The sequence below is a fragment of the Marinobacter denitrificans genome, assembly GCF_008795955.1.
Taxonomy (GTDB): Bacteria; Pseudomonadota; Gammaproteobacteria; order Pseudomonadales; family Oleiphilaceae; genus Marinobacter; species Marinobacter denitrificans.
Map to the genome: position 1 here is coordinate 429,452 of NZ_VMHN01000001.1, position 12,012 is coordinate 441,463.

General features: G+C 56.5%; 14 protein-coding genes. 7 read left to right on the plus strand and 7 right to left on the minus strand.

What is annotated here, in order from left to right; all coding sequences use genetic code 11:
• Window positions 1-73 precede the first annotated feature (73 nt).
• On the plus strand, window positions 74-271 hold the full coding sequence (locus FO268_RS01955; RefSeq protein ID WP_150988835.1) for a hypothetical protein: 198 nt from the start codon (window positions 74-76) through the stop codon (window positions 269-271).
• 82 nt (window positions 272-353) lie between these two features.
• Here FO268_RS01955 and FO268_RS01960 read toward each other — a convergent pair whose 3' ends face one another.
• Window positions 354-2,036: an AMP-binding protein gene (locus tag FO268_RS01960; RefSeq protein WP_150988838.1), complete on the minus strand. Its 1,683-nt coding sequence runs from the start codon at window positions 2,034-2,036 to the stop codon at window positions 354-356.
• A 453-nt stretch (window positions 2,037-2,489) separates the two neighbouring features.
• Between FO268_RS01960 and FO268_RS01965 the strand changes: the two genes are divergently transcribed.
• Window positions 2,490-3,404, plus strand: coding sequence for a glutathione S-transferase family protein (locus tag FO268_RS01965; protein ID WP_150988842.1), 915 nt, complete (start codon window positions 2,490-2,492; stop codon window positions 3,402-3,404).
• 61 nt (window positions 3,405-3,465) lie between these two features.
• Here the strand turns inward: FO268_RS01965 and FO268_RS01970 are convergent, their stop codons facing one another.
• The 3 genes from FO268_RS01970 to FO268_RS01980 form a co-directional block, all read right to left on the minus strand.
• A complete protein-coding gene (locus FO268_RS01970) occupies window positions 3,466-4,089 on the minus strand; it encodes a TPM domain-containing protein (protein WP_150988845.1) in 624 nt (207 codons plus the stop codon).
• Window positions 4,090-4,150: 61 nt separating this feature from the next.
• Complete coding sequence (locus FO268_RS01975) at window positions 4,151-4,894, minus strand: TPM domain-containing protein (protein WP_150988848.1); 744 nt, start codon at window positions 4,892-4,894, stop codon at window positions 4,151-4,153.
• Window positions 4,894-5,457 (minus strand): LemA family protein, encoded by a 564-nt coding sequence (locus FO268_RS01980; RefSeq protein WP_404802905.1) that lies wholly within the window; start codon window positions 5,455-5,457, stop codon window positions 4,894-4,896. The genes FO268_RS01975 and FO268_RS01980 overlap by 1 nt, the downstream gene beginning before the upstream one ends.
• A gap of 241 nt (window positions 5,458-5,698) precedes the next feature.
• Between FO268_RS01980 and FO268_RS01985 the strand changes: the two genes are divergently transcribed.
• Window positions 5,699-5,983, plus strand: a complete 285-nt coding sequence (locus FO268_RS01985) for a YebG family protein (protein WP_150988854.1) — start codon at window positions 5,699-5,701, stop codon at window positions 5,981-5,983.
• A gap of 22 nt (window positions 5,984-6,005) precedes the next feature.
• On the opposite strand, the gene FO268_RS01990 is transcribed toward FO268_RS01985, so the two are convergent.
• Window positions 6,006-6,434: an Lrp/AsnC family transcriptional regulator gene (locus tag FO268_RS01990; protein ID WP_150988857.1), complete on the minus strand. Its 429-nt coding sequence runs from the start codon at window positions 6,432-6,434 to the stop codon at window positions 6,006-6,008.
• Window positions 6,435-6,574: 140 nt separating this feature from the next.
• On the opposite strand from FO268_RS01990, the gene FO268_RS01995 reads away from it, so the two are divergent.
• Both FO268_RS01995 and FO268_RS02000 read left to right on the plus strand, forming a co-directional pair.
• The gene (locus FO268_RS01995; protein WP_150988860.1) at window positions 6,575-7,699 is read left to right on the plus strand and encodes an arginine N-succinyltransferase; all 1,125 of its coding nucleotides are present in this window, start codon (window positions 6,575-6,577) and stop codon (window positions 7,697-7,699) included.
• Window positions 7,686-8,492, plus strand: coding sequence for a DUF1338 domain-containing protein (locus FO268_RS02000; RefSeq protein ID WP_150988863.1), 807 nt, complete (start codon window positions 7,686-7,688; stop codon window positions 8,490-8,492). The genes FO268_RS01995 and FO268_RS02000 overlap by 14 nt, the downstream gene beginning before the upstream one ends.
• 12 nt (window positions 8,493-8,504) lie before the next feature.
• Here FO268_RS02000 and FO268_RS02005 read toward each other — a convergent pair whose 3' ends face one another.
• Window positions 8,505-9,392 (minus strand): diacylglycerol/lipid kinase family protein, encoded by an 888-nt coding sequence (locus tag FO268_RS02005; RefSeq protein WP_227716215.1) that lies wholly within the window; start codon window positions 9,390-9,392, stop codon window positions 8,505-8,507.
• Window positions 9,393-9,537: 145 nt separating this feature from the next.
• On the opposite strand from FO268_RS02005, the gene FO268_RS02010 reads away from it, so the two are divergent.
• A complete protein-coding gene (locus FO268_RS02010) occupies window positions 9,538-10,323 on the plus strand; it encodes a ZIP family metal transporter (RefSeq protein ID WP_150988866.1) in 786 nt (261 codons plus the stop codon).
• Here the strand turns inward: FO268_RS02010 and FO268_RS02015 are convergent.
• On the minus strand, window positions 10,320-11,108 hold the full coding sequence (locus tag FO268_RS02015; RefSeq protein ID WP_150988869.1) for a sulfite exporter TauE/SafE family protein: 789 nt from the start codon (window positions 11,106-11,108) through the stop codon (window positions 10,320-10,322). The genes FO268_RS02010 and FO268_RS02015 overlap by 4 nt on opposite strands.
• Before the next feature lie 237 nt (window positions 11,109-11,345).
• On the opposite strand from FO268_RS02015, the gene FO268_RS02020 reads away from it, so the two are divergent.
• On the plus strand, window positions 11,346-12,011 hold the full coding sequence (locus FO268_RS02020; RefSeq protein ID WP_150988871.1) for an AbiTii domain-containing protein: 666 nt from the start codon (window positions 11,346-11,348) through the stop codon (window positions 12,009-12,011).
• Window position 12,012 lies beyond the last annotated feature (1 nt).

The window sequence follows — 12,012 nt, forward strand, 5'->3', positions numbered from 1 at the left end:
AGAAGGCGTATAGTTCTTTACATAGTCAGCTAACCAATATTTTTTTAACCCACCAGACAAGGAGGAAGGCGCTATGACTCAAGCACATATCGCAACCGTACACCCCATGCCATCCAGTATCCTCCACAACAGTACTGAGGTCAGGCGCCAATACACCCGTGCAGCTGCAAGACAGGCCGTACAGGTTATCAGCCGGAAAATGGGTTCGTGGAGAAAGAAGGCAGCAACCGCAACGCCGGAGATGCCCCAGATGATGCAGGGCGAGCACTAAGCGCCCCCTGTAAAGGAAGACAGATTTCATCAGCACCGGTGGCCCTGAACATTCAGGCCCACCGGTGTTTTCGTTTGTGGGCTCAGAATTCCCAGACCACTTTCTGTTTCTTGTCGAACCACTCATCCATTTTGCGGTTGTAGTAGTCCTCAATCACGTTCCGCTTGATCTTCATGGTGGGGGTCAGCATGCCGTTTTCCATGGTCCAGGGCTCCTTCACGACTACCACAAAGGCCAGTTTTTCATGGCCCTCGCATCCCCTGTTAACCGCATCCAGCTCCGCAGCCAGCTCCTGCTCCAGATCATCACGGCTGCCACCCGTTTCCAGCTCCTCACGCGCTTCTTCCGATAACAGCACCATCAGGCATGGCTGAGGCTGATTGGCACCGGCCACACACACTACCTCCGCTTTCGGATGATTGAAGCGGTTCTCGATAGGCACCGGCACCACGTACTTGCCCTTGGAGGTTTTAAACAGGTCTTTTACCCGGCCGGTGATTCTCAGGAACCCGTCCTTGTCGATTTCCCCCATATCACCGGTTTTCAGGAACCCGTCGTCAGTAATGTCTTCGCGGGTCTTCTCCTCGTTTTTGTAATAGCCCAGCATTTGCCCCGGGCTTTTGACCTGAACTTCCTCTCCCTCGCCCAGGCGGTGTTCCACACCCGGGTTGGTCACGCCCACGGTACCGGGCCTGGCCGCGCCCGGACGGTTGGCATGGGAATAACCGAAGTTCTCTGACATGCCATACACTTCCAGCAACTCCAGGCCCAGGTTGCGATACCAGGCAATGATTTCGCCTGAAAGCGGTGCTGCCCCTGTCAGGGCGGCACGGCAATGGTCGAGCCCCAGTTGCTTGAGCACTTTCTTCTTCACCAGACGGTTAAGCAGCGGGATATTAAACAGCACTTTCTGTTTTTTGGGCGGCAACTTGGCATTGACGCCAAGGTAGAATTTCATCCATAACCGTGGCACAGAGAAGAACAGTGTCGGGCGAGCCCGCTGCAGGTCCTCCTGGAAGGTTTCCAGGGAATTGGCGAAATACAGATGGAATCCGTAATACAGCGACTGGGTTTCCACGGCGGCACGCTCCGCCACGTGGGCAAGCGGCAGATAGGAGAGCATACGCTCGTCCGGGGTGACCGGGAATATCTGCTGCAGGCCATCAGCCACGGAAATCATGGTGCGAAAACTGTGCATGACCCCTTTCGGGCGCCCGGTACTGCCTGATGTATAAACGATGGTCGCCAGGTCGTCGGGATCTGGCAGCTTTGGTGCCACCGGTTCCTGGCTGGCAATGATATCAAGCCATTTCGGGGTATCATCGCGGGGCGACATCGGCAATGAGATAATCGGCAAGTCGCCAGGGATATGATCCTTGATATCGTTCCAGCCGTCCGCCTTGCCATCCAGCTTACCCAGAAAAAGCAGCTTTGCTTCGCTATGCTCAAGCACATACGCCGCCGTATCGCCGTTTAATGTGGGGTAGAGCGGCACGGACACATGCCCTGCAGCCCAGGTGGCCAGATCACAAAGAATCCAATGCGCGCTGTTTTTGCCCAGAATCGCGATATTGCTGCGCTCGGGAAGCCCCAGGGTGCCAAGATGCGCTGCCATGCGTGAAACCTGGTCTGCAGCCTGCTTCCAGGTAATATCTTCGGTGCTTCCGTCCGGGAAGGGCTGAGTCAGATAGACGTTGTCGGGAGTATGCTCTGCCCAATGGTAAAGGCAATGAAGGGATGTTTGCTTTGCGCTGTCTACAGCCATCAACGGCTCCTTATTGTTATAATCCGGAATCACTTTATTTTTATCAGACTAAAGTATAGCCAGGTAGATAGTACCTGTATTTGCGGTTTCCTCAAGCTCTCCACACCCCTGAATCACCTCATCATCAAACCGGGCAAATGCGACAGACAACACATTTTATGTGGTGACATATGTCAATTATGGTCTAGAGTGTTCTGGTAAGCGTAAAGAACAACAACAAAAAGGCCACTGTGGAGGTGCCTGTGAGAACAACAACACGCTCATCATTGATTTTTCCCGCCTGGGCCATTATCTGTACAGGCGCAGTTGCGTTTCTGTATTGCGCATCCGCGGGGCTTCTGACCGCCTGAGTGGCCCCCACGGACAAGTTCCGGGGCTTCCGCCAGAACGATTTGCAGCGTACCCTCCTTCGTCTCGCCAGGTAACACTGTCAACAAGGAAGGGTTCTGCCCCATGCAAGACTTGATTCTGTACCACTACGCCATGTCACCCTTTTCTGAGAAAGTCCGGGTGATGCTGGGTTATGCCGGTCTTCCCTGGCAATCCGTTATTGTGAAAGAGATGCCTCCCCGGCCTGCACTTTCCATTCTCGCGGGGGGCTATCGAAAAGTGCCAGTAGCCCAGAACGGGGCTGACATTTTCTGCGACAGCCGCGCGATTGCAGACGAAATCGTGCGCCTGAGCGGCAAAACAGAACTGAGCCTCGCTGACCAGCCACAGGATGTGATTGATTTCGTACGCACCACGGATCTGGAGGTGTTCCTGGCCTGCGTAATCGCCGCCAGCGACGGCCGTATGCTGAAAAAGCTTGTCAGGGAGACCTCACTTTTCCACGCCTTCCGCTTCCTCAAAGACCGCATCACCATGGGCCGAAAATCCCGGGTCAAGGCGCTAAGAGGGCCTCAAGCCAAGGAAAAGGTTATCTCCCATCTCCGCACTATGGAGTCCATGCTGAGTGAGGACTTCCTGTTCGGAAGCACTCCCTGCATCGCGGACTTCTCCGCCTATCATGGCCTCTGGTTTGTGTGTGAACTGGCCGGCAAGCCCTGGTTACGGGACTTTCCGAAGGTGAAAGCCTGGATGGCGCGGATGAAGGCCTTCGGTCACGGCGAATTCCGGGAGATCACCGCCGACCAGGCACTGGACATCGCCCGTGACGCCTTGCCCCGGACCATGGAAGCTGCAAGCGAGGATCCGCTTACCGGAAAGGACGTGGAAATTGCACCGGATGATTACGGACGGGAGCCCGTCACCGGCAAACTGGTATATGCCGATAACCAGGCACTGGTTCTGGGACGTTCCCATAAGCGAGTGGGACAGGTACACGTGCACTTCCCCCGTCAGGGATTTGCGCTCAAGCCGGCCTGAAATCTCAGGCCGGCCTGTTTTCAGGACTGAAGGCGCTACTGCTCTCAACCCCTCGTGTTTTCTATCGTTTCGGTATTAACACCAGGTGATTAGGCAATTCGTTTTTCTCCCGGGTCGCCGGCACCTGCTCACGGAGGTGCTCGCCGCAGCTTTCAATACACTCCAAGAAGCCCGCCAGGGTATTGCCGCTGCGCACCCGGTCGGTAAAGGTTTTGACAATACCTTCCCAAATCTCGTCACCCACTTTTGAAGAAATTCCCTGGTCCACAAGAATTTCCACATAGTGTTCGGCTTCCGATACGAAAATCAGCATGCCGACACCACCTTTGGTGTGATGCAGGTTTTGCTCAAGAAATTGCCGACGCGCCATATTGGAGGCCCGCCAGAATCGCACGGGGCGAGGAATCATATGGTGGCCCACCCCCGGGAACTGGAACAGCAGGCAAAGCACGATAAAGGTTGCCCACTGGGCAACCAGCAACCAGTCGGCGCTGAGAGTCCCGGTGAAGTAATTGATCGCACCGGGTATCAACAGGGCAATAATTCCCGCCCAGAGCAGCGGTATATAGGAGTAGCTGTCGGAGGCATCCGCCAGCACTGTAACCAGTTCCGCGTCGGTTTCCCGCTCTACGTCAGAGATGGCCGCAGCCACCTGTTGTTGTTCCTTGTCTGTCAGTAGCGTCATGTTTGTTCCGAGTTTGCTGAATCAGGGGTTCCGTGTTTGAGCACCTTTTAACCAGGCATGGCTACCACCCGCCGGAGGCACCACCACCGCCGAAGCCGCCGCCTCCGCCGCTGAAGCCGCCACCTCCGAAACCGCCACCGCGACCGCCGCCGAGCCCACCGAGAAGAGCGCCCGCCAGTATGGCACTACGACCACGCCGGCCGCTCCCGAAAAACGCCAGCAACACGATAATGAAGAACAGTATGCCGAGCGCAGGATGAGGTTTGTCCTGCTGCGTATCGGAACGCTGGCGCTCAGGTACCGCAAGGGGCTCTCCACCCAGTACCTGCACCATTGCCGCAGCACCATTGGCGATCCCGCTGGCAAAATCGCCCTCCCTGAAGGCAGGGGTAATGATCTGGTTGATAATAGTAGCCGAGGTAGCATCCGTAAGGCGGCCCTCAAGGCCGTAGCCCACTTCGATGCGGATTCGCCGCTCATCTTCAGCAACAATCAGCAGCGCACCGTTATCCTCGCCCTCCTGACCGATACCCCAGTGCCGACCCAGTTGATAGCCGTAATCCTCGATGGCATAACCCTGCAGGTCGGGAAGGGTCACCACGACCACCTGCTCGGTGGTCGATTGTTCATGGGCTTCCAGCATCTGGCTGAGGTTGGCTTCCACCTGCTGCGGAAGCATATCGGCCTGATCCACAACCCGGCCCTTCAACTCCGGGAATTCCGGGGTGGACTGGGCCATAGCCGAGGCCTGTAATATCAGATTCAGGGCGACAAACAGGGTAATCCGGCGCAACAGAACAGGCATCAGAATTCCACCTGAGGCGCGTCTTCCGCATTCGGGGCCGTTGCCTCGAAATTGGCTCGCAACTCCATGTCGCTATAAAGGAAACTGTGCCACAGCCGGCCCGGGAAGGTGCGGATCTCGGTATTGTAGCGCTCGACCGCCTGGATAAAGTCCCGCCGTGCCACCGCGATGCGGTTTTCGGTGCCTTCCAACTGGGACTGCAGCGCGAGGAAATTCTGGTTGGACTTCAGGTCGGGATACCTCTCGGACACCGCCATAAGCCTGCTCAATGCACTGCTCAGCTCACCCTGGGCCTGCTGAAACTGCTGAAGTTTCGCAGGATTATTGAGAATACTCTCGTCCACCTGAATCGACGTGGCCTTTGACCGGGCTTCAATTACCGCCGTCAGGGTTTCCTGCTCCTGTTTCGCAAAACCCTTGACCGTTTCAACCAGATTTGGCACAAGATCTGCGCGCCGCTGATACTGGTTTTCTACCTGCGACCAGGCCGCCTTGACCTGTTCGTCATAGGTGGGAATATTGTTGATCCCACATCCGGACAGCAGCAGGGCCAGTAATGCCATGGCCGCCAGACGGATGTTAAATCGGCCAGGCACGGCCGTGCTCACGTAGCGCATAATGTATCAGTTCCTTGATGATTAACGGGCTGGTTGCCAGGAAGCCTAGAACACTAACACACTTCCGTCACGGCATCTGCGCCCTCCCAAACCACTGTATACATATACAGATCTCTTCGATATACTCCCGGCGACTCAATGAACCCCACCAGACACGACACCGTGCGGGAACACACTGGAGAACAACATGGCCGTACAAGCGCTGTATTACTCGGAGAGGGACGGACTGGAGATGGCACTGAAAAACCCCGACATAATGCTTTTCTCGTCCAAAGCCGAAGCCGACGCCCGCGACAAGGTACTGGAACTGGCAGAAGAAATTACCCAGTTCCTGCAGGCACGGGTTGAAGGCATGGACGAAGCGATGGCCGAGAAGGCGGCGCTGGCCATTGCCGAGGAGAAAGACCTGTTCGGCAAGGCGCTCAAGAAGCCGTCTTTGCTGAACGAGCAGGCGCACCCGGATTCTGACTGATCTCCGCCCGCTTTATGGCCACTCAGCGGCGAAAACGCGTTTCCAGCACTACCGCTGAGTTGGTTCGCTCCACTCCCTCCAGATTGCCTATCTCATCCAGTACGGCGCTGAGCTCCTCCAGCGACTGCGCCTGAACGATGGCGATCAGGTCATACTCGCCGCTGACCGAATACAGCTGGGATACCTGGCTGATCTGCTCAAGGGCGGTGTTGGTTCGCGCCGTCAGCTTCTGAAAAACTTTGATCGACACGTGTGCCTCTACCTGATGCGCCGAGAACTCCCCGCCCAGTTGCACAGAATACCCACGAATTACCCCACTGGTTTCGAGTTTCGCGATGCGATTCTGCACCGTTGAGCGTGACACATTGAGCGCGCGGGCCAGGTCAGAAATGCTGGAGCGGGCGTTCTGGCGAAGCCGCAACAGCAACTCCTGATCTTGCTTTCCGAGCATATTGTTCAACCTTTATGTCATTCTGAAGCTAAAGGCTAGCATTTTTGATAATTTGAAACTACAAACTGACACCCTGCTTCATCATACTGTCCTCATTAATCATCACCCGCAAACAGCCAGTAACAGTTGAGGATGTCACCATGATTATTCGCCCGGTCGCCATGACAGACCTCCCTGCGTTGCAGCAGATCGCAGTGGAATCCGGCCCCGGGTTCACTTCCCTGGTAGATGACCTCGATTTCCTTACCCGGAAAATCCGGCACTCCGTGGCAAGTTTCGGGCGCACCGTGCGTTCGCCCGGCGATGAAGGCTATCTGTTTGTTCTGGAAGATCCTGAAACCGGCGACCTCATGGGTACCACCGGCATTGAAGCCTCAGTAGGCATCCGGCGCCCGCTGTATCATTATCATCGCAGTCAGGTGGTACACCATTCACCGGATCTGAACCTGCTGCGGCGCCTGGAAGTGCTCAACATGTGCAATCACTACACCGGCTGCAGTGAGATCTGCACGTTGTTCCTGCGGCCGAAGTTTCGCAGAGCGCAGGCGGGGAAACTGCTTTCACGGGTGCGTTTCCTGTTTATGGCACAACATCCGCAACGCTTTGCGCAAACGGTCATCGCGGAAATGCGTGGCGTCTCGGACGAGAGCGGCCAGTCCCCTTTCTGGAACTGGTTGAGCGAGCACTTCGTGGATCTTGACTTCGACACAGTGACCCGGATGGTGGGTACCGGTAATAACGGCTTTATTGCGGATCTGATGCCCCGGCACCCGCTCTATACTCACCTCATGGCTGAAAATGCCCGTGCTGTAATCGGACAGGTGCACGACAATACCCGCCCTGCCCTGAACATGCTTGAAGCCGAAGGCTTCCGCCATACCGGTTACGTTGACCCCTTCGACGGTGGGCCTACGGTGGAGGCCAGGCTGACTGACATCCGCACGGTGTCAGCCTCCGTAGGCTGTCGGGTCCAGGTTGTTGAGGACGTTGAACCGGCTCTGGATAAATGGCATACCGGCGGCCAGGGCCGGATACTGGCGATCACTAATACCGGAACGGGAGACTTCCGCGCCACCATCACCACTGCCGCCAGGTACCTGCCCACTCGCAACCTGTTACAGGTGCCGGTAACACTGGCAAACACGCTCGGCCTGAGTAACCATGGACAGGCACGGTTTACGGAACTGGCACCCACCCGCACCGGCAGGCAACCGGTAGCTATTCCACTTTGCCAACAACAGGAGGCGCTCCATGCACACCGATAGGGACACACTGTTCGGTCGTCTTTGGGATAATTATTGTGAAGTGACCCCCTCTGCCGAGGATATCCATCGCCTGCTGGACGACACCCAGGGTGGTGAAATCGTCAATGACCACATCGCCCTGCGCACCTACAACCTCGATAAGGTGAATCTGGACAAGCTGGCGGCGCACTTTCTGGCGCTGGGTTACCGGGAGGGCGGCGAGTACCATTTTGAAGCCAAGAAACTCTATGCCAGGCACTACGAACACCCGGACCCTTCCGCCCCCAAGGTATTTATTTCCGAATTGCTGGTCGAGCAATGTTCCGAACCGTTGCAGGCCGTTGTCCGGAACCTAGTGAGCAAGATGGACCCCGCAGCAGTGACTGCCGATAACTTCCTATATTCCGGGCGGCACTGGGACCTCAACTACCGCACCTACCAGGCGATGCTGGAGGAAAGCGAATACGCTGCCTGGGTGGCTGCATGGGGGTTCCGCGCCAACCACTTTACGGTAAGCATCAATGCCCTCAGCCGTTTCAAGACAGTGACGGAAATCAATCAGGTACTCAAGGACAATGGTTATCGGGTGAACAGCTCAGGCGGAGAGATCAAGGGGTCGCCAGAAGAATTGCTGGAACAGTCCTCGACCATGGCAGACCGGGCAGAAGTGCAGTTTTCCGATCAGACAGCGGCAATACCCAGTTGTTTCTATGAATTCGCCCTGCGGTACCCGAAACCGGACGGTCAGCTTTACAGCGGGTTTGTCGCCGCCTCTGCGGATAAAATCTTCGAGAGCACCGATAGCCGGGGCTAATATCTAGCCTGGCTATTGTCCTGTGGTGACCAGGTTATCGCAGATCACTCTCAGGCATGCGGGCCGACATTTTACCGTCAGCGGGGTCTTCCCGGCGATCTCCCCGTCCATGGTAATGGTTTTTGATGAGCGAGTGGTCACTCTCACCACCGGGCTCTTCAGTTGCACGACCGTACTGGATCGCTTCGGCGAACTGTGACTGAGGCGGACGAGAAGAAAGGCCCATAAAAGCTGGAACAGCGACCGCGGGCGAACGGCAATCACATCCAGTTGGCCATCGCCGGCGGATGCCTCGGGAATCTCGGTGCCACCGCCGAAGAATGCCCCTGAGGAGATGGCGATAGTGAGCCAGCGCCCGGTCATCCTGCCTTTATCGGTTTCGATTACGCCGTGAAAACCTCGGTACGCCGCCAGTTTCTGTAATAACGCCGCACCGTAACTGAACCGACCGAGAAAACGCTTGGCTTGCCCTGACGATTCCCTTACGGGGAGTGTGCCGAGGCCAATATGGGCAACATTCAGGAACCTCCCTTGTGTGGCGACGGCAACGTCTACCATGCGGGTTTTACCTGTGGCCACCAGATCACAGATCTGCTGGGGGTCGTCCGGAAGCCCGAGATTACGTGCAAAATCGTTGGCCGTGCCGGAAGGAAGCACTGCCAGGGTAGCTCCGGAATCCACGCAGAAGCCTGCTGCCGCATTCACTGAGCCATCGCCCCCTGCGGCAAGTACAACATCGTCTGGCTCAACCTCGCTTGTCCAGGCGGTGTCCTCGAGGTTACAGTCACGGATACTGGAAATACCGGCCGTTTCCAGATGCTCACGCCAGAAATCCGCGCCGCGACTGCCTTCCTCCCCTGCCTTGGGGTTTGCCATCAACCAGTAGACCATGACAGTCATTCGCTCCCTGAGCCAGTGTGGTAAAACGGGCGTAAACAGGTATAAGTCATAAACCGGAAACGTGCCATAAATATGGGTAACGTTTAATCTGGTGGCAACACACGGATCAGATTGCGCGGACCCGACCAGGACAGAAGGGAACCCAATGCTCGAGGAAGTCAACGTAGTACTGCTGGGAGCCACTGCCAGTCTGCTGGCGGGCCTGGGTACCGGGGTTGGTGCACTGGGTGTCTTCCTGGTGCGAAAGCTCACGCCGCAACTGCAGGATGGCATGCTCAGCGCGGCCGCCGGAGTGATGCTTGCAGCGTCGTTCTTTTCGCTGCTTCTTCCCGGTATTGAATACGGCGAAGAGCTCACGGGGGCAACCTGGACGGCGGCACTGATGGTAATTGCCGGCCTTCTTATGGGGGCGGGGCTACTTTTCAGCATTCACCAGCGGCTGCCTCACGAGCACTTCACTCTTGGTCGCGAGGGGCCGGACAGCGCCCGAATCCGCCGAATCTGGCTGTTTATCATCGCCATCGCCTTGCACAATTTCCCCGAAGGCATGGCGGTGGGTGTCGGTTTCGCCGGTGGCGATATCGGCAACGGTACCGCTCTGGCCATTGGCATCGGTCTGCAGAATATCCCCGAGGGCCTGGCGGTGGCGGTCTCACTGCTGGCCATTGAGCACTCGCGGGTAAAATCCTTTGGTATTGCTGTGCTGACAGGGTTACTGGAACCCGTTGGCGGCCTTTTCGGAAGCGCCATGGTGTGGCTGGCAGAACCCATCATGCCCTGGACTCTGGGCTTTGCGGCAGGGGCGATGCTGTTTATCATCAGTGATGAAATCATCCCCGAAACCCATCGCGGCGAGTACAAGACCCTGGCCACGTTTTCCCTGCTGGGGGGCTTTGTAGTGATGATGTTTCTGGACGCCACGCTCGGTTAGCCGGGGAAGATCACTTTCATCATCCCGATACTGCTGACAACCAGCAGCACCACGCCAAGCACCCGGAAAAACACCGGAGTTTCCGCCCTCAACATGCGGTCATGGACATGCAGGCCAATTACGTGACCCACTGCAGCGCAAGGCAGCAGCCACAGATGGTGAATCAACTGCAGGTCAACGCCTACCCAGATAAAGGCGCCCATCTTGATCACCACCAGAATGAACCACAGAGCGAACAGCGTATCCCGCAACCTTTCCTTGGGCAGATGTTGCGCTGCCACGGCGATAATCAACGGCGCCCCTATCAGGGAGGTGCCACTGACGTATCCACCAACCATCAGGAATACGGTGTCTACTGTGCGACTGCCACTGCGAAACGGCCGATCAAGGATGTACGAGACGGAATAAAGGGCCACGATGACAAAGATGATAGTGCTCATGACATCCGACGGCAGGGTAATAAGCCCGAACACCCCGATCAGCTTCGGCACGATCATGATGGCCAGAATCCGCCAGAGATAGCGCCAGTCCACAGTCCCTGCCGACGTATGCCCCTCATCGTCAGTTCTTGAAGACTTACGATTGTTCATCCAGATGGTCAGTGACGAGAACACCAGCAGATGAACAGCGATGATGGGCAGGAAGACCAGCGGCTCATCCAGTACCAGTAGCAGAAACGGCAGCGACAGTACCGCTCCGCCAAACCCTAGCCCGGAACGAACAAAGCCACTCCAGACAAATATCAGACCAATCAGAACATACTGGTATAACGCCAGCTCAGACATAGTGATACTCAGATTCCGGAAGGTAAGTTCGCGAATGCAAAGGTATAAGAGGATACCCGCCAGCCCCGCATTACTTCCAGTAACAAAGGGGTACTTTTTTACAACGGAAGAAATGCCGGATAGCGCCTAATTTTTAATCAAAGGTTCTTGCGTTGTACTCGCAGTACCTCAATGACAAAAACAACAACCGGGCTGAGCACTACCCATGCATCTGCCCGTGGTGAAGGGAGAATTACAATGTCTGCAGCGGTCGAACACCTGGACGAGCGGCTTCAGGACGGCAGTGAGCTACTTGAAGAAATCATGCCTTCGGCCATCACCCTGGCCATGATGCTTCGCCAGCGAACCATGGCAGCGTGGATGCGAACCGAATTTGATGGCTACGGCGACCCCGCGGCGCTTCCCCCCTACCGACGTGATATCCCCGGCCACATCGTAGCCCGCTCTCCCCAGTATGGCTGGATCCCGGCACCGGTTGACGACCAGCAGAAGGAGGACTTCGGACACCGGGACATGATGGAGGGCCTGAAATCTCTGGAGAAAACCTGCCTCAGTTGCAAGAAAGGGACGGGTAACCGCATTGTCTTCAACAAAGAGGAAATGGCCACTCTGCAATCCCAGATCAATCTCAGCGCCGAGCTGGCTATCACCATCAGCAGAGACAGCTACTGCAAACTGCTACGGGTTCTCCGCAGTGCACTGTACCTCTGGTGCCAGGAGCTGATAGAAACAGGCATTGGCGGCGACCACAATTCGTACAGCCAGGACGAACGCAAGAAGGTCGCCCATCTGGATGACCCCGAGCGATTCTGGCGCAAAGCACTGGAAAGCAACATCGACCTGCCGGTTCCGGATGTGCGCGAGGCGGGCTTCTTCGAGCGGGTCTTCGGCCGGGCCGGCTGAA

Excerpts from the sequence above, each read along its gene's own strand:
- FO268_RS01990 (WP_150988857.1), bottom strand. The coding sequence starts at position 6,434 with ATGCTCGGAAAGCAAGATCAGGAGTTGCTGTTGCGGCTTCGCCAGAAC.
- FO268_RS02000 (WP_150988863.1), top strand. The coding sequence starts at position 7,686 with ATGCACACCGATAGGGACACACTGTTCGGTCGTCTTTGGGATAATTAT.
- FO268_RS01985 (WP_150988854.1), top strand. The coding sequence starts at position 5,699 with ATGGCCGTACAAGCGCTGTATTACTCGGAGAGGGACGGACTGGAGATG.
- FO268_RS01965 (WP_150988842.1), top strand. The coding sequence starts at position 2,490 with ATGCAAGACTTGATTCTGTACCACTACGCCATGTCACCCTTTTCTGAG.
- FO268_RS01960 (WP_150988838.1), bottom strand. The coding sequence starts at position 2,036 with ATGGCTGTAGACAGCGCAAAGCAAACATCCCTTCATTGCCTTTACCAT.
- FO268_RS01975 (WP_150988848.1), bottom strand. The coding sequence starts at position 4,894 with ATGCCTGTTCTGTTGCGCCGGATTACCCTGTTTGTCGCCCTGAATCTG.
- FO268_RS02020 (WP_150988871.1), top strand. The coding sequence starts at position 11,346 with ATGTCTGCAGCGGTCGAACACCTGGACGAGCGGCTTCAGGACGGCAGT.
- FO268_RS02005 (WP_227716215.1), bottom strand. The coding sequence starts at position 9,392 with ATGACTGTCATGGTCTACTGGTTGATGGCAAACCCCAAGGCAGGGGAG.
- FO268_RS01980 (WP_404802905.1), bottom strand. The coding sequence starts at position 5,457 with ATGGCATTACTGGCCCTGCTGCTGTCCGGATGTGGGATCAACAATATT.
- FO268_RS01970 (WP_150988845.1), bottom strand. The coding sequence starts at position 4,089 with ATGACGCTACTGACAGACAAGGAACAACAACAGGTGGCTGCGGCCATC.
- FO268_RS02015 (WP_150988869.1), bottom strand. The coding sequence starts at position 11,108 with ATGTCTGAGCTGGCGTTATACCAGTATGTTCTGATTGGTCTGATATTT.
- FO268_RS01995 (WP_150988860.1), top strand. The coding sequence starts at position 6,575 with ATGATTATTCGCCCGGTCGCCATGACAGACCTCCCTGCGTTGCAGCAG.
- FO268_RS01955 (WP_150988835.1), top strand. The coding sequence starts at position 74 with ATGACTCAAGCACATATCGCAACCGTACACCCCATGCCATCCAGTATC.
- FO268_RS02010 (WP_150988866.1), top strand. The coding sequence starts at position 9,538 with ATGCTCGAGGAAGTCAACGTAGTACTGCTGGGAGCCACTGCCAGTCTG.